Consider the following 18,965-nt stretch of genomic DNA (forward strand, 5'->3'; position numbering starts at 1 on the left):
ATGAGCACGCGCACGCCGATCATGGCGGGCAACTGGAAGATGAACCTCAACCACCTCGAGGCCATCGCCCACGTCCAGAAGCTCGCCTTCGCCCTCGCGGACAAGGACTACGAGGCCGTCGAGGTCGCCGTCCTGCCGCCCTTCACCGACCTGCGCTCCGTGCAGACCCTGGTCGACGGCGACAAGCTCAAGATCAAGTACGGCGCCCAGGACATCTCGGCGCACGACTCGGGCGCCTACACCGGCGAGATCTCCGGTGCGATGCTGGCCAAGCTCAAGTGCACCTACGTGGCCGTCGGCCACTCCGAGCGCCGCCAGTACCACGCCGAGACCGACGAGGTCGTCAACGCCAAGGTGAAGGCCGCGTACAAGCACGGCCTGACCCCGATCCTCTGCGTCGGCGAGGAACTCGACGTCCGCGAGGCGGGCAACCACGTCGCCCACACGCTCGCCCAGGTCGAGGGCGGCCTCAAGGACGTCCCGGCCGAGCAGGCCGAGACGGTCGTCATCGCGTACGAGCCCGTCTGGGCCATCGGCACCGGCAAGGTCTGCGGCTCCAGCGACGCCCAGGAGGTCTGCCAGGCCATCCGCGGCAAGCTCGCCGAGCTGTACACCCAGGAGCTGGCCGACCAGGTCCGCATCCAGTACGGCGGCTCGGTCAAGTCCGGCAACGTCGCCGAGATCATGGCCCAGCCCGACATCGACGGCGCCCTGGTCGGCGGTGCCTCGCTGGACGCCGACGAGTTCGTCAAGATCGCGCGCTTCCGCGATCAGTGAGGCTGACCGTGTGTAGGCGGTAGCCGCGATCCGTCGTACCCTTGCGGGGGCATGGCGTCAGCCGCCGTGCCCCTGTCGTCCATCCGAATCCGAGGAAGTTGGTCCAGCCGTGGTTTTGGGGTTCTCGATCGCCCTGATCGTCTTCAGCCTGCTGCTGATGCTGCTGGTGCTGATGCACAAGGGGAAGGGCGGCGGTCTCTCCGACATGTTCGGTGGCGGCATGGCGTCGTCCGTCGGTGGCTCTTCGGTCGCCGAGCGCAACCTGGACCGCATCACCGTGGTCCTCGGTCTGCTCTGGTTCGCCTGCATCGTCGTGCTCGGTCTGCTGATGAAGACGAACTGACCGCACGTTCCTTCGCACATTCCGTACGTAAGGCCCCATGTTCGGTACGCGCAGCTGAGCGCGGCCTATCATGGGGCTTGCGTCTAGGTGTAGGGGCTGTAACTCCAACCACTGGACGCGCGTTGGGCCTTACGTAGACTGAGGCGCTCGCAACGGAGCGAAACGCCGACTCGCTTCGCGGCACCATCACGCAGGGAGTTACGACCGTGGCAAGTGGCAACGCGATCCGTGGAAGCCGGGTCGGGGCGGGGCCGATGGGCGAGGCCGAGCGTGGCGAGTCCGCGCCCCGGCTGCGCATCTCCTTCTGGTGCTCCAACGGGCACGAGACGCAGCCCAGCTTCGCCAGCGACGCGCAGGTTCCCGACACCTGGGACTGCCCGCGCTGCGGCTTCCCGGCCGGACAGGACCGGGACAACCCGCCGGACCCGCCGCGCACCGAGCCCTACAAGACGCACCTCGCGTATGTACGGGAGCGGCGCAGCGACGCGGACGGCGAGGCGATCCTCGCCGAGGCGCTCGCCAAACTGCGCGGAGAGATCTAGGAGTTGAACCGGCCGGACGCCCACGAGGTGTCTGGCCGGAGCTGTCTCTCCCCCCGGCGGCCGACGGCCTCCGGACCGATTGTCAGTGCTGCCCTCTACGGTGTGTGACGTGACGGACCGTGAGGGGGAGTGGTGGCGACGACGGCCGAGGTGACGGGCAGTCATGCGCCCGCGTGGCACGGGGGGTTCGGGCGGCTGTGGAGCGCGGCCGTGGTGTCGCGCTTCGGCGACGCGCTGCGCGGATCGGCGCTGCCGCTGCTCGCCGTGTCGCTGACGCACCGGCCCCTGCTCATCGCGTCCGTCACCGCCTGCGGCTATCTGCCCTGGATCGTCTTCGGCCTGCTCGGCGGCGCGCTCGCGGACCGGGTGGACCAGCGGCGCGCGATGTGGCGGGTGGACGCGGTCCGCGGACTGCTCGTCGCCGCCTTCGCCGCGGCCGTCGCGCTCGGCCAGGCCTCGATCCCCCTGCTCATGGCACTGGCCTTCGCGCTGACCACCCTGCAGACCCTCTTCGACAACGCCGCCACGGCCCTGCTTCCCGCCCTGGTGGACCGGTCGGCGCTCGGCACCGCCAACGCCCGGCTGATGACCGGGCAGAAGATCGCGGGCGGTCTGCTGGGGGCGCCCGTGGTGCCGGCGCTGATCGTCGCGGGGGCCGCCGCCCCCTTCGCGGCCGACGCCGTGACCTTCCTGGTCGCCGCCGCACTGGTCGCCTCGCTGCGGATGCCCGCGCCCGCCGGGGGAGCGGGACCCGGGGGCGCAGCGCCGCGCGGCCCGAGACCGGCGGGCAGCACCCTGCGCGCGGAGATCGCCGAGGGACTGCGCACCCTGTGGCACGACCGGGCCCTGCGCGGCCTGTGCGCCGCCACCGCCCTGTGCAACATCGGCATGGGCGCCCTGATCGCCACCCTGGTCGTCCTGGTGACCGGCCGGCTGCACGCGGGCACCGTCGGCTACGCGGCGGTGACCACCGCGTTCACGGTCGGCGGCCTGGCCGGGGGAGTGCTGCACCGGCGGATCACCGACCGGCTCGGCCCTTTGCGGGCCGTACTGCTCGCGGGTCTCGTGCAGACCGGAGCGCTCGTCGTCATGGGCACCGTGCGCAGCCTGGCCGCGGTCGTGGCGGCCATGGCGGCCTTCGGCGTCATGAGCATGGTGTGGAACGTCAGCACGACCACGCTGATGCAGCAGCGCACCCCCATCGACCTGCTGGGCCGGGTCGGCTCGGCCTTCCGGACCCTGGCCGCGGCCGGGGCGCCGCTGGGCGCGCTCCTCGGCGGGGCCGTCGCGACCGCCTGGGGACCGAACACGCCCGCGCTGCTCACCGCGGGTTTCTTCGTGCTGTCGGTCCTGGCACTGATACCGGCGGTCAAGCCGGACGTACCTGTTGTTGCCCGGGTGGACGACGCGACGACAGCTCGCGTCACGGGCTGATCAATTAGGTTGGAACAGGCCCGCAGGTCGTAGGAAAGAAGGCTGAAGTCGCAATGAACGCAGACGGCCGTACCAGGCTCAACCAGACGCCCGAGTGGACCGCTCTGGCCAAGCACCGCGAGGAGCTCGGCGAGGTGCGGTTGCGGGAGCTGTTCGCCGCGGATCCCGGGCGCGGCACCGGCTACACGCTCACGGTCGGTGACCTGCACCTCGACTACTCGAAGCACCTCGTCACCGACGAGACGCTGCGGCTGCTGCACGCGCTGGCCGCCGCCACGGACGTGTTCGGTCTCCGGGACGCCATGTTCCGCGGTGAGAAGATCAACGTGACCGAGGAACGCGCGGTCCTGCACACCGCTCTGCGCGCGCCGCGTGACGCGGTGGTCGAGGTCGACGGCGAGAACGTGGTGCCGCAGGTCCACGCGGTGCTCGACAAGATGGCCGGCTTCGCGGACCGGGTCCGCTCCGGCGAGTGGACCGGTCACACCGGCAGGCGCATCAGGAACGTCGTCAACATCGGGATCGGCGGCTCCGACCTCGGTCCGGCGATGGCCTACGAGGTGCTGCGCAGCTTCACGGACCGCGGTCTGACGGTCCGGTTCGTGTCGAACGTGGACGGCGCCGACCTGCACGAGGCGACCCGCGACCTCGACGCGGCGGAGACGCTGTTCATCATCGCCTCGAAGACGTTCACCACCATCGAGACGATCACCAACGCGACCTCCGCCCGTGACTGGCTCCTCAGCGAGCTGAAGGCCGGTCAGGACGCCGTCGCCAAGCACTTCGTGGCGCTGTCGACGAACGCCGGGAAGGTGTCGGACTTCGGTATCGACACGGACAACATGTTCGAGTTCTGGGACTGGGTCGGCGGACGCTACTCGTACGACTCGGCGATCGGTCTCTCCCTGATGATCGCCATCGGCCCGGACCGCTTCCGCGAGATGCTCGACGGCTTCCACCTCGTCGACGAGCACTTCCGCACCGCACCCGCCGAGTCCAACGTGCCGTTGCTGCTGGGTCTGTTGGGCGTCTGGTACGGCAACTTCCACGACGCCCAGTCGCACGCCGTACTGCCGTACAGCCACTACCTCTCCAAGTTCACCGCGTATCTGCAGCAGTTGGACATGGAGTCGAACGGCAAGTACGTCGGCCGGGACGGCCAGGAGGTCGACTGGCAGACCGGGCCCGTGGTGTGGGGCACCCCGGGCACCAACGGTCAGCACGCGTACTACCAACTCATCCACCAGGGCACGAAGTTGATCCCGGCGGACTTCATCGGCTTCGCCGAGCCGGTGGCCGAGCTGAGTGACGGGCTCACGGCGCAGCACGACCTGCTGATGGCCAACTTCTTCGCCCAGACGCAGGCGTTGGCGTTCGGCAAGACGCCCGACGAGGTGCGCGCGGAGGGCGTGCCCGAGGAGCTGGTGCCGCACAAGACGTTCAAGGGCAACCACCCCACGACGACCGTCCTCGCCCGCGAGCTGACCCCCTCCGTGCTCGGCCAGCTGATCGCCCTCTACGAGCACAAGGTGTTCGTCCAGGGCGCGGTCTGGAACATCGACTCCTTCGACCAGTGGGGCGTCGAACTCGGCAAGGTCCTTGCCAAGCGCGTCGAACCCGCCCTCACCGACGGCGCCGACGTACCGGGCCTGGACGCGTCGACGACCGCCCTGGTCGCCAAGTACCGCGAGCTGCGCGGGCGTTGAGACAGCGAAGAGCCCGTACGACCGAGGTCGTACGGGCTCTTCGGCAGGGTGCCGGCCGCGCCGGTGTCAGGCGGACGCCGGCGGATACAGCGCGCGGGGCAGCTGGGAGGCCGCCGCCGCGTCGAGCAGCCACAGGGTGCGGGAGCGGCCCTGGGCACCGGCGGCCGGTGCCTGGATCTCGCCCGCGCCCGACAGGGCGATCGCCGCGGCCTCGGCCTTGTCCTCGCCGGCCGCGAGCAGCCACACCTCGCGGGCCGACCGGATCGCCGGCAGGGTCAGCGTGATCCGGGTCGGCGGCGGCTTGGGCGCGCCGTGCACGCCGACGACCGTGCGCTCGGTCTCCCGTACGGCGGGCAGCTCCGGGAAGAGCGACGCCACATGGGTGTCCGGGCCGACGCCCAGCATCAGGACGTCGAAGGCCGGGACCGAGCCGTGGTTCTCGGGACCGGCGGACCGGGCGAGTTCCTCGGCGTAACCGGCCGCGGCCGCGTCCACGTCGTTGCCGTGGAGACCGTCCGACGCGGGCATGGCGTGCACGCGCTTCGGGTCCAGCGGCACCGCGTCGAGCAGTGCCTCACGGGCCTGGGTGACATTGCGCTCGGGGTCGCCCTCGGGCAGGAACCGCTCGTCGCCCCACCACAGGTCGAGACGGCCCCAGTCGACGGCGTCCCGGGCGGGCTGACCCGCCAGGGCTGCCAGCAGACCGTTGCCGTTGCGCCCGCCGGTGAGCACGATCGAGGCGTAGCCGCGCGAGGCCTGCGCGTCCACGATCTTCGTGATCAGCCGGGCCGCGGCGGCCTGGGCCATCAGTTCCTTGTCGCGGTGGACGACGAGCTGAGGAGTGCTCACTGCGGATCAGCCTTCTTCACCGGGGGCATCTTCGCGGGGGTGGGCCGGTCGGCGTCCCCGCTCTCGGAGGCGGCGGGCTGCACTCCGGTCGCCGCCGGGTCCCCCACCGCGCGTACCGGCAGCGCGGGCGTCGGCTGAGCCGCCGCCTCGGCCCGTTCCGCCGCCGACTGGATACCGCCCAGCCGGTCCACGCCGAACCGCAGCGCGGACGCGTAGGTGTCGTCCGGGTCGAGCCTGCGCAGCTCCTCCGCGAGGAGTTCGGACGTCTCGCGGCGCTTGAGCGCCACCGCGCGGTCCGGCTGGCCGGGCAGTGCCAGGGTGGCCATCGCCCCGTCGGACCGGTGCAGGGTGATCGGGCCGCCGGTCGTCTCCAGGCGCACCTGGGTCAGACCGGGACCCGCGGAGACCGCTCGCCGGACGTGCACGTGGAGGCGGTCGGCGAGCCACATCGCGAGCAGTTCGACGCTCGGGTTGGACTCCTCGCCCGCCACCTCGGCGGAGACGATCTCCGAGGAGACCTGGTCGAGCGCGGCGGCCAGCATCGAACGCCACGGGGTGATCCGGGCCCAGGCCAGGTCGGTGTCGCCCGGCTCGTAGCTCTCGGCGCGGGACCGCAGCTCGTCGACGGGCTTCTCCGCCGCGTAGCTGTCGGTGACCCGGCGCTGGCTCAGGGCCCCCAGCGGGTCGTTCGCCGGGTCGCGGGGCGCGTCCACCGACCACCAGACCACCACCGGCGCGTCCGGCAGCAGCAGCGGCAGCACCACGGACTGGGCGTGGTCGGAGACCTCGCCGTAGAGCCGCAGGACGACCGTCTCGCCGCTGCCCGCGTCCGCGCCCACCCGTACCTCGGCGTCGAGGCGGGACTGGGTGCGGTTGCGGGACGAGCGCGAGACGCGCTTGATGACCACGAGCGTGCGCGAGGGGTGCTCGTGCGACGCGTCGTTGGCGGCCTTCAGCGCGTCGTAGGCGTTCTCCTCGTCCGTGACGACGACGAGGGTGAGCACCATGCCGACGGCGGGAGTGCCGATGGCGCGGCGGCCCTTGACGAGCGCCTTGTTGATCTTGCTGGCAGTGGTGTCGGTGAGGTCTATCTTCATGGCCGGCGCCAGCTCCGTCCCTCTCGTGCGAGCATTTCGTCCGCCTCGACCGGACCCCACGTCCCGGACTGGTACTGCGCGGGCTTGCCGTGCTTGTCCCAGTACTGCTCGATCGGGTCGAGGATCTTCCAGGACAGCTCGACCTCCTCCGTGCGCGGGAAGAGGTTCGAGTCGCCGAGCAGGACGTCGAGGATGAGCCGCTCGTACGCCTCCGGGCTGGACTCCGTGAACGACTCGCCGTAGGCGAAGTCCATGGACACGTCCCGGATCTCCATCGAGGTGCCGGGCACCTTGGAGCCGAAGCGGACCGTGACGCCCTCGTCGGGCTGGACGCGGAAGACGATCGCGTTCTGGCCCAGCTCCTCCGTCGCCGTGTGGTCGAAGGGGGAGTGCGGGGCGCGCTGGAAGACCACCGCGATCTCCGTGACGCGACGGCCGAGACGCTTGCCGGTGCGCAGGTAGAAGGGGACGCCCGCCCAGCGGCGGTTGTCGACCTCGACCTTGATCGCGGCGTACGTGTCGGTCTTCGACTTGGGGTCGATGCCGTCTTCCTGGAGGTAGCCGACGGCCTTCTCGCCGCCCTGCCAGCCCTCGGCGTACTGCCCGCGGACCGTGTTCTTCCCCAGGTCCTTCGGCAGCCGTACCGCGCCGAGCACCTTCTCCTTCTCGGCGGCCAGCGCGTCGGCGGAGAAGGAGGAGGGCTCCTCCATCGCGGTGAGCGCCATCAGCTGGAGCAGGTGGTTCTGGATGACGTCACGGGCGGCGCCGATGCCGTCGTAGTACCCGGCCCGGCCGCCGATGCCGATGTCCTCGGCCATGGTGATCTGCACGTGGTCCACGAAGGACCGGTTCCAGATCGGCTCGAACATCGTGTTGGCGAAGCGGAGCGCCAGGATGTTCTGGACGGTCTCCTTGCCGAGGTAGTGGTCGATGCGGAAGACCTGGTCCGCGGCGAACACCTCGTGCACGACCTTGTTGAGGTCCTCGGCCGACTTGAGGTCGTGGCCGAAGGGCTTCTCGATGACCGCGCGCCGCCAGGAACCGCCCTCCTGGTCGGCCAGGCCGTGCTTCTTCAGCTGCTGGATGACGACCGGGAAGGAACGCGGCGGCACCGACAGGTAGAAGGCGAAGTTGCCGCCCGTGCCCTGCGCCTTGTCCAGCTCGTCGATCGTGTCGCGCAGCCGCTCGAACGCGTCGTCGTCGTCGAAGGTGCCCTGGACGAAGCGCATCCCCTGGACGAGCTGCTGCCAGACCTCCTCACGGAACGGCGTGCGCGAGTGCTCCTTGACCGCGTCGTGGACCTCCTGCGCGAAGTCCTCGTGGGCCCATTCGCGCCGGGCGAAGCCGACGAGGGAGAAGCCCGGCGGCAGCAGACCCCGGTTGGCGAGGTCGTACACGGCGGGCATCAGCTTTTTACGTGACAAATCGCCGGTGACGCCGAAGATGACCAGGCCCGACGGCCCCGCGATACGCGGGAGCCGTCGGTCGGCGGGGTCACGAAGCGGATTCGCCCCGGAACCGGAATGAGGAGCCAAGGTCTCAGCCCTCCGAAGGGGCGAGGCGCGAAAGCTCCGCCTCGGTCGACTTGAGCAGGTCGGTCCAGGCCGCCTCGAACTTCTCGACGCCCTCGTCCTCCAGCAGCTGCACCACCTCGTCGTACGAGATGCCGAGCGCCTCCACGGCGGCCAGCTCGGCGCGGGACTGCTCGTACGTGGCGGTGATGGTGTCGCCGGTGATCTGCCCGTGGTCCTCGGTGGCCTCAAGAGTGGCCTCCGGCATGGTGTTCACCGTGTTCGGCGCCACCAGGTCGTCCACGTACAGGGTGTCCTTGTACGCCTTGTCCTTGACGCCGGTCGAGGCCCACAGCGGACGCTGCTTGTTGGCCTGCGCCTTGTCGAGGGCGGCCCAGCGGTCCGAGGAGAAGACCTCCTGGTACGCCTCGTAGGCCAGCCGCGCGTTGGCCAGACCGGCCTTGCCGCGGGCGGCCCTGGCCTCGTCGGTGCCCAGCGCGTCGATCCGCTTGTCGATCTCGGTGTCCACACGGGACACGAAGAAGGACGCCACGGAGTGGATCTTCGAGAGGTCCAGGCCGCGCTCCTTGGCCTTCTCCAGGCCGGTGATGAACGCGTCCATGACCTCGCGGTAGCGCGCCAGCGAGAAGATCAGCGTGACGTTGACGCTGATGCCCAGGCCGATGGTCTCGGCGATGGCCGGGAGACCCGCCTTGGTCGCCGGGATCTTGATGAGCGTGTTGGGCCGGTCCACCAGCCACGCCAGCTGCTTGGCCTCGGCGATGGTCGCCGCCGTGTTGTGGGCCAGGCGCGGGTCGACCTCGATGGAGACCCGGCCGTCCTGACCCGAGGTCGCGTCGAAGACCGGCCGCAGGATGTCGGCGGCGTCGCGGACGTCCGCCGTCGTGATCATGCGGATGGCTTCCTCGACGGTCACCTTGCGGGCGGCGAGGTCGGTGAGCTGCTGCTCGTAACCGTCGCCGGACGAGATGGCCTTCTGGAAGATCGACGGGTTGGTGGTGACGCCCACGACGTGCTGCTGGTCGATCAGTTCGGCGAGGTTGCCGGACGTGATCCGCTTGCGCGACAGGTCGTCCAGCCAGATCGCGACGCCTTCTTCAGAGAGGCGCTTGAGTGCGTCTGTCATGGAAAATGCATCTCCTACGTGTCGTATGTCAGCGTCAGCTCTGGGCGGCGGCGATGGATTCCCTGGCCTTGGCGGCCACGTTCTCGGCAGTGAAGCCGAACTCCTCGAAGAGCACCTTGCCGTCGGCGGAAGCCCCGAAGTGCTCCAGGGAAACGATGCGGCCGGCGTCCCCGACGAAGCGGTACCAGGTCAGACCGATGCCGGCCTCGACCGCGACCCGCGCCCTGACCGACGGCGGCAGCACGCTGTCGCGGTACTCCTTGTCCTGCGCCTCGAACCACTCCACACAGGGCATGGACACGACTCGCGTCGGCACACCCTCGGCCTCCAGCCGCTCCCGCGCCTCGACGGCCAGGTGCACCTCGGAACCGGTGCCGATGAGGATGACCTCCGGGGTCCCGGTGGACGCCTCGAAGAGCACGTACCCGCCCTTGGCGGTGTCCTCGTTGGCGTCGTAGGTCGGCACGCCCTGACGGGTCAGCGCGAAACCGTGCGGCTGACCCTCGCCGTACACCTTCGTGTAGCGGCGCAGGACCTCGCGCCAGGCGATGGCCGTCTCGTTGGCGTCGGCCGGGCGCACGACGTTCAGGCCCGGGATGGCGCGCAGCGACGCGAGGTGCTCGACCGGCTGGTGGGTCGGGCCGTCCTCGCCGAGGCCGATGGAGTCGTGCGTCCACACGTACGTCACCGGCAGGTGCATCAGCGCCGACAGGCGTACGGCGTTGCGCATGTAGTCGGAGAAGACGAGGAACGTACCGCCGTAGGCACGCGTGTTGCCGTGCAGGGTGATGCCGTTCAGCTCCGCGCCCATGGAGTGCTCGCGGATGCCGAAGTGGATCGTGCGGCCGTACGGGTTCGCCTCCGGCAGCGGGTTGTCCGCCGGGAGGAACGACGACGTCTTGTCGATCGTCGTGTTGTTCGAGCCCGCGAGGTCGGCCGAACCGCCCCACAGCTCCGGGATGACCGCGCCGAGCGCCTGGAGCACCTTGCCGGACGCGGCACGGGTGGCGACGGACTTGCCCGTCTCGAAGGCCGGGAGCTGCTCTTCCCAGCCGGCCGGCAGCTCGCCCGCGCGGATGCGGTCGTACTCGGCCGCGCGCTCCGGGTTGGCGGCACGCCATGCCTGGTACGACGGGTCCCACGCGGCCTGCGCCTCGCGGCCCCGGTCCAGCGCCTGGCGGGTGTGCTTGAGGACCTCGTCCGAGACGTCGAAGGACTTCTCCGGGTCGAAGCCGAGGACGCGCTTGGTGGCGGCGACCTCGTCGGCGCCGAGCGCCGAGCCGTGCGCGGCCTCGGTGTTCTGCGCGTTCGGCGCGGGCCAGGCGATGATCGAGCGCATCGCGATGAACGACGGCTTGTTCGTCACCTTCTTCGCGGCCTCGATGGCGTTGTAGAGGGCGTGCGGGTCGAGGTCGCCGTCCGGCTTCGGGGTGACACGCTGGACGTGCCAGCCGTAGGCCTCGTAGCGCTTGACGGTGTCCTCGGAGACCGCGGTCTCCGTGTCGCCCTCGATGGAGATGTGGTTGTCGTCCCACAGGAGGATGAGGTTGCCGAGCTCCTGGTGGCCCGCCATGGAGGAGGCCTCCGCGGAGATGCCCTCCTGGAGGCAGCCGTCACCGGCGATGGCGAAGATGAAGTGGTCGAACGGCGACTCGCCCTGCGGGGCGTCCGGGTCGAACAGGCCGCGCTCGTAGCGGGCGGCCATCGCCATGCCCACGGCGTTGGCGACACCCTGGCCCAGCGGGCCGGTCGTCGTCTCCACGCCGGTGGTGTGGCCGTACTCGGGGTGCCCGGGGGTCTTGGAGCCCCATGTGCGGAACGCCTCGAGGTCGGCCAGCTCCAGGCCGAAGCCGGCCAGGTAGAGCTGCGTGTAGAGGGTCAGGGACGAGTGGCCGGCGGACAGTACGAACCGGTCGCGGCCCACCCAGTCGGCGTCGGCCGGGTCATGACGCATCACCTTCTGGAAGAGGGTGTACGCGGCGGGCGCGAGGCTCATGGCCGTACCGGGATGGCCGTTACCGACCTTCTGTACGGCATCGGCGGCCAGGACGCGGGCGGTGTCCACGGCCCGCTGGTCCAACTCGGTCCACTCGAGGTCTGTTGTGGTCGGCTTGGTGCTCACCCTGGGTCAGGGCTCCTCTCCACATGTCACGCATGTCGGATGCCGGTGCACTGGGCGCCCACCGGCCGTTGTCGAGCCTACCCCCGTAAGAACGTGCAATTTTTCGAGTCATTCCAGACTGCCGGGAGTCTCGCGGATCCGCCTCCCGACTGGGTCGTTTCGTATTCGGCAACTGAATACGGAGGTGCTCGTTCGAGTGCTCAACGGAGTGGTGATCAGCTCTTCCGGGGGTGCCGTCCAACACGACCCCACCCCCGCGAATGTCCGGGTCTGGGCAACGTCTACAGTGGCGTGGTACGCGTGAGCCTTTACGGGGAGTTCACACCCGAAGGCTTGCTGGGATGTCTCTGTCAGGGGTGTGCGTGACGGCCGTTGAATCCCGTCCAGCGGGGATTGTCGGGGCGAGCCAGAACCCGAGCCGGCGGCCGATCGGGGCCCGGGTCATGGCGTTCGTGGCACTGACCAAGCCGCGGATCATCGAACTGCTGCTGATCACCACCGTTCCGGTGATGTTCCTGGCGCAGCAGGGTGTGCCGGACCTCAAGCTGGTCCTCCTCACCTGTGTCGGCGGCTATCTGTCCGCCGGCGGCGCCAACGCGCTGAACATGTACATCGACCGCGACATCGACGCGCTCATGGACCGCACCTCGCAGCGGCCCCTCGTCACCGGCATGGTCAGCCCCCGTGAGTGCCTCGCCTTCGGCATCTCGCTCGCGGTGATCTCGACGCTGATGTTCGGCCTGACCGTCAACTGGCTGTCCGCCTGGCTGTCGCTCGGAGCGCTCCTCTTCTACGTCGTCGTCTACACGATGATCCTCAAGAGGCGTACGTCGCAGAACATCGTGTGGGGCGGGATCGCCGGCTGCCTCCCGGTCCTCATCGGCTGGTCCGCGGTCACGGACTCCATGTCCTGGGCCCCCGTCATCCTCTTCCTCGTCATGTTCTTCTGGACGCCGCCGCACTACTGGCCGCTGTCGATGAAGGTCAAGGACGACTACGCGCGCGTGGGCGTGCCGATGCTCCCGGTCGTCGCCTCCAACAAGGTCGTCGCCCGGCAGATCGTGATCTACAGCTGGGTCATGGTCGCCGTCTCCCTGCTGCTGACGCCCCTCGGCTACACGGGCTGGTTCTACACCCTGGTCGCGCTGCTGGCCGGCGGCTTCTGGCTGTGGGAGGCGCACGGCCTGCAGAACCGCGCCAAGGCCGAGGTGACCGGCGGCAAGCTCAAGGAGATGCGGCTGTTCCACTGGTCGATCACCTATGTGTCGATCCTGTTCGTGGCGATCGCGGTGGACCCCTTCCTCAGGTGAGGGTCCCGCTGAGGCGGGAGTCACGGACCCCGCCCGTCGCCCTCGGGGCTACCCGTCGGTAGCATCCTGGCCATGGCAGACACGCAGCAGGTTGACGCGAAGGCCGAGCGCCAGGTGGCCCGCCTCGCCAAGCAGATCGGCACCTTCTCCAAGGCGCACGGCGGCGCCGAGGGCCAGGTCGCCTACATCGGCGAACGCGGCGCCCGCATCGTCCTCGTCGGCGAGGACGGCGCCTGGGGCGACCTGGTGGCCAGGTCCTACGACATCGCCCGGCAGGCCGTCGAGAAGTCCGGGATCACCGTCCACGAGGACTTCGACGGCGAGTTCGCGGCCAAGGTGAAGACGGGCCCCTACGAGTGGACCCGCATGGCGGGCATCCAGGTGGGCGGCCCCAGCAACGACTGAACAGGGCCTCGCCGGGCCCGCCCCACGGCATCCGCTCACACGGGGTGTGGACGAGCAACACCTCACACCCGATTCACCCGTTAGGACCTCAGGAACGCACGGTCCAGCAACGGGGAGCCCGGATGATCGAAACGCCGTCCCTCGTGGACCAGTACTGCCACGGCGTACTGAGAACGGAGCTGGGCCTCGGCACCTTCGAGGCCCAACTCGCCCGCACGGAGGGCCCACCCGCACCCGGCACCACCCTCTTCGACACCCAGACGGGTTTCGCCGTACGCCGCTGGTGCCCGCCCCTCCTCGGCCTGGAGGCGCACTGCCCGCCCGCCCGCTATCTCGCCCGCCGCCGTGAACTGGGCGTACTGGAAGCGGGCCGCAGACTGCTGCGCGGCAGCGGCATCACGACCTACCTGATCGACACGGGCCTGCCCGGCGACCTCACCGGCCCCGCCGAGATGGCCACGGCGGGGCAGGCGGACGCGCGGGAGATCGTCCGCCTCGAACTCCTCGCGGAACAGGTCGCCGACACCTCCGGCACCGTCGAGTCCTTCCTCGCCAACCTCGCCGAGTCGGTGCACGGCGCCGCCGCGAGCGCCGTCGCCTTCACCTCCGTGGCGGGCGTACGGCACGGCCTCGCGCTCGCCCCCGAACCGCCGGGCCCCGGCGAGGTGCGCGGCGCGGCGGCCCGCTGGCTGGCCGGACGCCGGGTCGGCGGGACACTGAGCGACCCCGTGCTGCTGCGCCACCTGCTGTGGATCGCCGTGGCGTCCGGGCTGCCGCTCCAACTGCACGCCGGCCTCGGCGAACCGGGCCTGCGCATCGACCGCACCGACCCCGTCCTGCTCACCGACTTCGTCCGCGCGACGGCCGGACTCGGCACCGACCTGATCCTGCTGCACAGCTACCCGTACCACCGCCACGCGGCCCACCTCGCCGGCGTCTTCCCGCACGTCTACGCCGACTCGGGCGCCGCGCTCGTCCGCACCGGCGCCCGCGCCGCGACCGTGCTCGCCGAGATCCTGGAGCTGGCCCCCTTCGGCAAGATCCTCTTCTCCAGCGGGGCCCACGGACTGCCCGAACTCCACGTCGTGGCCGCCCGGCTGTTCCGTGACGCGCTCGGGCGGGTGCTCGGCGCCTGGGTCACCGAGGGGGCGTGGTCACCGGCCGACGCGCAGCGGGTCGCGGGACTGATCGCGGTGGGCAACGCGAAGAGGGTGTACGGGCTGGAGTGACCTGTACAGACTGGGCCCATGCCGACCGACGCCCTGCTCGACCGCTTCCTGAACGAACTGGCCCCGCTGGACCCCCTCGCCGTGTGGGCCCACGGTTCGCTCGCCGGGGGCGACTACCAGGAGGGGCGCAGCGACCTGGACCTGATAGCCATCCTGGACCACCCCCTCAAGCCGAGCACCGCCCGCAGCCTCGTCGCCCTGCACCGCGGCCTGCGCACCGACCCCCTCGCCGTCCGGCTGCACTGCAGCTACCTTGCGCCCGGCACCCAGGACGCGCCGAATCAACGCCACCTCACCTGGGCCCACGACCACGTCACCCGCCGGCCCGTCACCCCCGTCACCCGGCGTGAACTGCACGTGTTCGGGCGGGTGCTGCACGGCGGCTCCCCGAAGGACCTGCTCCCCGAGGTGACGGACCAGGACCTGGCCGAGTTCGTCGTACGCGACCAGCGGGAGTTCTGGCGGCCGGCCGTCGACAAGCCGCAGCTCTGGCTCCAGGACGTCTGGGTCGACGTGGGCCTGACCACCTTCGCCCGCGCGACGGTCACCCGCAGGGACGGCCGCCTGATCACCAAGCGCGAGGCCCTCGACCTGCTGCCCGCGCTGGGCGCCCCGGGAGAGGTCGTCGCGGACGTCGTACGGAGGCGTTACGACGACACGGTGCCGTCCGCCGCCCCCGTGGAGGACGACTGGCTCCACCGCAGGGCGGAGCTGACCCGGGCCTATCTGGGCCCGGCGATCGACGACCTGGTGACGCGCTACGGGTGAGCCGACCGTCGCGGGTGACGCCTCACGCGCGCGTGGGGAGCGACTGTTCCACCGACGGGCCCGGCAGGCCGGCGACGACCTCCGGCCGCTCGCGGAGCGACAGCAGCACCCGCAGCACGCCGATCCACACCAGGCACGAGCCCAGCATGTGGAGGGCGACCAGGGCCTCGGGGAGGTTCGTGAAGTACTGGACGTACCCGATGACGCCCTGGGAGAGCAGGATCAGGAACAGGTCGCGGGTGCGGTCCAGGGGGCCCTTCGGGGCGTCGACCGCCTTGAGGACGAACCACAGGGCGAACGTCAGCGTGACCACGATCCAGGCGAGCACCGCGTGCAGCTTGGCGACCGTCTCCCAGTCGATCGGGATGCGGTCGACCTCCTTGGAGTCGCCCGCGTGCGGGCCCGCGCCGGTGACGACCGTACCGACCGCGATCAGCAGCACGGAGGCGGTGACCAGGAACCACACCAGTTGCTGCACGGCCTTGCCGACCAGCGGCTTGGGCTCCGCGTCGCCCTCGCCGCTGCGCCGCCACATCAGCGTGGCCACCGCGATCAGCGCCGAGGAGAGCAGGAAGTGGGCCGCGACCGTGTAGGGGTTGAGGCCGACGAGCACCACGATGCCGCCGAGGACCGCGTTGCTCATCACGATCCAGAACTGCGCCCAGCCCAGCCGGGTCAGGGCGCGCCGGTACGGCTTCTCCGAGCGGGCCGCGATGATCGCCCAGCCGACGGCCGCGCACAGCACGTACGTCAGCATGCGGTTGCCGAACTCGATGGCTCCGTGGAAGCCCATCGCGCTGGTCGTGGTGAGCGAGTCGTCCGTGCACTTGGGCCAGGTCGGGCAGCCGAGCCCCGATCCCGTGAGCCGCACGGCACCGCCGGTGACCACGATGACCACCGACATGACGAGCGCGGCGAGGGCGGCCCGCCGCACCGTCCGGGGATCCGGGGTCCAGCGTGCGGCGATGAAGGCGAGGGGGTTGCGCGCGGCGGCTACGACGTCGGCGCGGGTCACGTTTGGCACGGGGACCATCGTAGGGGGGTGCTTGTGCACGCGTTCACGAGGGTCCCCCGGGGCTCTCGCGAGGGACCCCGGGCCCGGCTACTCCCACCGGAAGAACGCCCCGGCCGCCGCCAGCCCGGCGACCGCCCACACGCCCAGGATGCCCAGGTCGCCCCAGGGCGTCCCTGCCCCGTGCTGGAGCACGTCCCGCAGGCCGTCCGACAGCGCCGAGATGGGCAGCAGGCCCAGGACGTCCTGCACCCCCGACGGGTACTTGTCCATCGGCACGATGACCCCGCCGCCGACCAGCAGCAGCAGGAACACGAGGTTCGCGGCGGCGAGCGTGGCCTCCGCCTTCAGGGTGCCCGCCATCAGCAGGCCGAGGCCCGAGAAGGCCGCCGTGCCGAGGACCAGGAGCAGGAGCACCGCGAGGGGGTTGCCGTGCGGGGACCAGCCCAGCGCGAAGGCGATCGCCGTCAGCAGGACGATCTGGAGGATCTCCGTGACCAGCACCGAGACCGTCTTCGCGGTCATCAGACCCCAGCGGGGCAGCGGGGAGGACGCGAGGCGCTTCAGGACGCCGTAGCGGCGCTCGAAGCCCGTCGCGATGGCCTGGCCGGTGAACGCCGTCGACATCACGGCGAGGGCCAGGATGCCGGGCGTGAGGAAGTCGACGGACCTGCCCTTGCCGGTGTCGACGATGTCCACCGAGCTGAACAGGACCAGGAGGAGGGTCGGGATGACCACGGTGAGCAGGAGCTGCTCGCCGTTCCGGAGGAGCATCTTCGTCTCCAGGGCCGCCTGTGCCGCGATCATGCGGGGGAGCGGGGCCGCTCCCGGTGCGGGCGCGTAGGTCGCCGTGGTCATGAGCGCAGCTCCTTGCCGGTCAGCTCGAGAAAAACGTCCTCCAGGGTGTGCCGTTCGACCGAGATCTTCTCCGGCATCACGCCGTGCTGCGCGCACCAGGAGGTGACCGTGGCGAGCAGCTGCGGGTCGACCTTGCCGCCGACGCGGTAGGAGCCCGGGGTCAGTTCGGCGGCCGTGGAGTCGGACGGCAGGGCCTTCAGCAGGGAGCCCACGTCGAGGCCGGGGCGGCCGGAGAAGCGGAGGGTGTTCTCGGCGCCGCCGCGGCACAGCTCCTCGGGGGAGCCCTGCGCGATGACCTTGCCTGCGTCGATGATCGCCACGTCGTCGGCGAGCTGCTCGGCCTCGTCCATGTGGTGGGTCGTGAGGACGACCGAGACGCCGTCCCCGCGGAGGTCCCTGACGAGGTCCCAGGTGGCGCGGCGGGCCTGCGGGTCGAGGCCGGCCGTCGGCTCGTCCAGGAAGACCAGTTCGGGGCGGCCCACGACGGCCATCGCGAGCGCGAGGCGCTGCTGCTGGCCGCCGGACAGCCGGCGGTACGTGGTGCGCCCGCACCCGCCCAGACCCAGGCGCTCGATGAGCGCGTCCACGTCGAGCGGGTGTGCGTGCAGTTTGGCGACGTGGCGGAGCATCTCGTCGGCGCGGGCGCCCGAGTAGACGCCGCCGGACTGGAGCATCACGCCGATTCTGGGGCGCAGCGCCGCGGACTCGCGCACCGGGTCGAGGCCCAGGACGCGCACCGTGCCGGCGTCCGGCCTCCGGTACCCCTCGCAGGTCTCGACCGTGGTCGTCTTGCCCGCCCCGTTGGGTCCGAGCACCGCGGTGACTCCGGAACCGGCCACCAGGTCGAGGCCGTCCACCGCGGTCTTCGTGCCGTACCGCTTCACCAGGGCCTGGACCTGGATCACGGGCTCACTTCGCATGGGCCCGAGTCTAGGTACGCGGCCCGCGCCGCAGGCGGGCGGGTGCCGGGATCTCCTCCTCACGGGAACGGTGCAGCGCCAGCCACCGTTCGGCGTAGGCCACGGCGTCCGCCACCGGGAACAGGCGTGCGTCGGCCGCGCCCACCGTGCCGCGGAGGACCGGGTGGCCGGCGGGACGGTCCCGTTCGAAGTCGTGGCCCAGTTCGTCGAAGCGGTCCGAGGAGATCGACACCTCGGTGACCGTCTCCCAGCCGTCCGGTCCGGGGCGGCCGACCCGGACCAGCGGCGAGGGTATGCGGTACTCGGCGAGGTGGAAGCTCGTGCAGGTGTCGTAGCCCGCGCCGAGCAGCAGCACGCGCGCGTGGAGGGCCTCCAGGCGGGCCAGCGGGCTGCGCTCGCCGAGCCGGCAGTCGGTCGCGTGCCCGGCGACGACCTCGGCCGCCCGCGCGCCGACCGCCGCGAAGGACGTCTGCGGGTGCGCGGAGCGCTCGGCGCCGGGCCAGGTGCGGACGGTCTCGGGGACCACGCCGACGCCGCGCGAGGGCGTGACGAGGGGGTCGTAGGGCGGCATGGAGGCGCGGATGGTGTCCCACCACTCCTGGGGGACCGGCGGGTTCGCCCAGTGGGCCGGGTCGGAGAGGTCGCCGGTCTGGGTGGGGACGACCAGGGTGCCGTCCGGTCCGAGGGCGTCGAGGACTCCGTGGACGAGCGACACGGCGCCTCCGCAGACCCATCCGAGGGAGCTGAGGGAGGTGTGCGCGAGGAGGGTCTCGCCGGGGCGTACGCCGAGGGCGCGCAGTTGTGCGGCGACTGTGTCCCGGGTGACAAGTGGGCCGGTGGGAGGGGGTGAGGAGGGTGCGGGCATGGTCGAGGAGTCTCCCGTAAGGGGGGTGCGGGGGCCAGTGGATTGATCGATCAAAGATCGTTTTCGCAGG

At 70.8% G+C, this 18,965-nt stretch carries 18 protein-coding genes; 9 read left to right on the forward strand and 9 right to left on the reverse strand.

What is annotated here, in order from left to right:
* The 5 genes from tpiA (at nt 1) to pgi (ending at nt 4,802) form a co-directional block, all read left to right on the forward strand.
* The gene (gene tpiA, locus ACIPTO_RS25600) at nt 1-777 is read left to right on the forward strand and encodes a triose-phosphate isomerase (RefSeq protein ID WP_366319517.1); all 777 of its coding nucleotides are present in this window, start codon (nt 1-3) and stop codon (nt 775-777) included.
* 109 nt (nt 778-886) lie between these two features.
* A complete protein-coding gene (secG, locus tag ACIPTO_RS25605; RefSeq protein WP_078532404.1) occupies nt 887-1,120 on the forward strand; it encodes a preprotein translocase subunit SecG in 234 nt (77 codons plus the stop codon).
* Nucleotides 1,121-1,326: 206 nt separating this feature from the next.
* Nucleotides 1,327-1,662, forward strand: a complete 336-nt coding sequence (locus ACIPTO_RS25610; RefSeq protein WP_003957010.1) for an RNA polymerase-binding protein RbpA — start codon at nt 1,327-1,329, stop codon at nt 1,660-1,662.
* A gap of 132 nt (nt 1,663-1,794) precedes the next feature.
* A complete protein-coding gene (locus ACIPTO_RS25615) occupies nt 1,795-3,096 on the forward strand; it encodes an MFS transporter (protein WP_401195891.1) in 1,302 nt (433 codons plus the stop codon).
* Between the two features lie 53 nt (nt 3,097-3,149).
* Entirely contained in the window at nt 3,150-4,802 is a 1,653-nt protein-coding gene (gene pgi / locus ACIPTO_RS25620; protein ID WP_401195894.1) for a glucose-6-phosphate isomerase, read from the forward strand.
* 66 nt (nt 4,803-4,868) lie between these two features.
* Here pgi and pgl read toward each other — a convergent pair whose 3' ends face one another.
* Genes pgl through tkt form a run of 5 tightly spaced genes read right to left on the reverse strand, consistent with a single transcriptional unit; the run spans nt 4,869 to nt 11,528 of the window.
* Entirely contained in the window at nt 4,869-5,651 is a 783-nt protein-coding gene (gene pgl, locus ACIPTO_RS25625) for a 6-phosphogluconolactonase (RefSeq protein ID WP_366319511.1), read from the reverse strand.
* Complete coding sequence (gene opcA, locus ACIPTO_RS25630) at nt 5,648-6,748, reverse strand: glucose-6-phosphate dehydrogenase assembly protein OpcA (RefSeq protein WP_366319509.1); 1,101 nt, start codon at nt 6,746-6,748, stop codon at nt 5,648-5,650. Before opcA ends, pgl begins: the two co-directional genes overlap by 4 nt.
* Nucleotides 6,745-8,283: a glucose-6-phosphate dehydrogenase gene (gene zwf, locus ACIPTO_RS25635; protein ID WP_366319507.1), complete on the reverse strand. Its 1,539-nt coding sequence runs from the start codon at nt 8,281-8,283 to the stop codon at nt 6,745-6,747. Before zwf ends, opcA begins: the two co-directional genes overlap by 4 nt.
* Before the next feature lie 4 nt (nt 8,284-8,287).
* Nucleotides 8,288-9,406 carry a transaldolase gene (gene tal / locus ACIPTO_RS25640; protein ID WP_366319505.1) on the reverse strand — a complete coding sequence of 373 codons (1,119 nt, stop codon included), beginning with the start codon at nt 9,404-9,406 and terminating at the stop codon, nt 8,288-8,290.
* A gap of 34 nt (nt 9,407-9,440) precedes the next feature.
* Nucleotides 9,441-11,528: a transketolase gene (gene tkt / locus ACIPTO_RS25645; protein WP_401195898.1), complete on the reverse strand. Its 2,088-nt coding sequence runs from the start codon at nt 11,526-11,528 to the stop codon at nt 9,441-9,443.
* A gap of 356 nt (nt 11,529-11,884) precedes the next feature.
* Here tkt and ACIPTO_RS25650 point away from each other — a divergent pair, with 356 nt between their 5' ends.
* From ACIPTO_RS25650 to ACIPTO_RS25665, 4 genes are all read left to right on the forward strand, one after another.
* Nucleotides 11,885-12,838 (forward strand): heme o synthase, encoded by a 954-nt coding sequence (locus ACIPTO_RS25650; protein ID WP_366319985.1) that lies wholly within the window; start codon nt 11,885-11,887, stop codon nt 12,836-12,838.
* A 72-nt stretch (nt 12,839-12,910) separates the two neighbouring features.
* Nucleotides 12,911-13,243, forward strand: coding sequence for a hypothetical protein (locus ACIPTO_RS25655; RefSeq protein WP_366319501.1), 333 nt, complete (start codon nt 12,911-12,913; stop codon nt 13,241-13,243).
* Between the two features lie 122 nt (nt 13,244-13,365).
* A complete protein-coding gene (locus tag ACIPTO_RS25660) occupies nt 13,366-14,472 on the forward strand; it encodes an amidohydrolase family protein (protein WP_366319499.1) in 1,107 nt (368 codons plus the stop codon).
* An 18-nt stretch (nt 14,473-14,490) separates the two neighbouring features.
* On the forward strand, nt 14,491-15,240 hold the full coding sequence (locus ACIPTO_RS25665; RefSeq protein WP_401195902.1) for a nucleotidyltransferase domain-containing protein: 750 nt from the start codon (nt 14,491-14,493) through the stop codon (nt 15,238-15,240).
* 22 nt (nt 15,241-15,262) lie between these two features.
* Here the strand turns inward: ACIPTO_RS25665 and ACIPTO_RS25670 are convergent, their stop codons facing one another.
* From ACIPTO_RS25670 to ACIPTO_RS25685, 4 genes are all read right to left on the reverse strand, one after another.
* Nucleotides 15,263-16,273 (reverse strand): COX15/CtaA family protein, encoded by a 1,011-nt coding sequence (locus tag ACIPTO_RS25670; RefSeq protein ID WP_366319495.1) that lies wholly within the window; start codon nt 16,271-16,273, stop codon nt 15,263-15,265.
* A gap of 69 nt (nt 16,274-16,342) precedes the next feature.
* Nucleotides 16,343-17,110, reverse strand: coding sequence for an ABC transporter permease (locus ACIPTO_RS25675; protein WP_401195905.1), 768 nt, complete (start codon nt 17,108-17,110; stop codon nt 16,343-16,345).
* Complete coding sequence (locus ACIPTO_RS25680) at nt 17,107-18,030, reverse strand: ABC transporter ATP-binding protein (protein WP_401195907.1); 924 nt, start codon at nt 18,028-18,030, stop codon at nt 17,107-17,109. Before ACIPTO_RS25680 ends, ACIPTO_RS25675 begins: the two co-directional genes overlap by 4 nt.
* Nucleotides 18,031-18,040: 10 nt before the next feature.
* Nucleotides 18,041-18,895, reverse strand: a complete 855-nt coding sequence (locus tag ACIPTO_RS25685) for an aminoglycoside N(3)-acetyltransferase (protein WP_401195910.1) — start codon at nt 18,893-18,895, stop codon at nt 18,041-18,043.
* Nucleotides 18,896-18,965 lie beyond the last annotated feature (70 nt).

Origin of the sequence: Streptomyces sp. NPDC090083, from assembly GCF_044747445.1 — a bacterium.
Classification (GTDB): domain Bacteria; phylum Actinomycetota; class Actinomycetes; order Streptomycetales; family Streptomycetaceae; genus Streptomyces.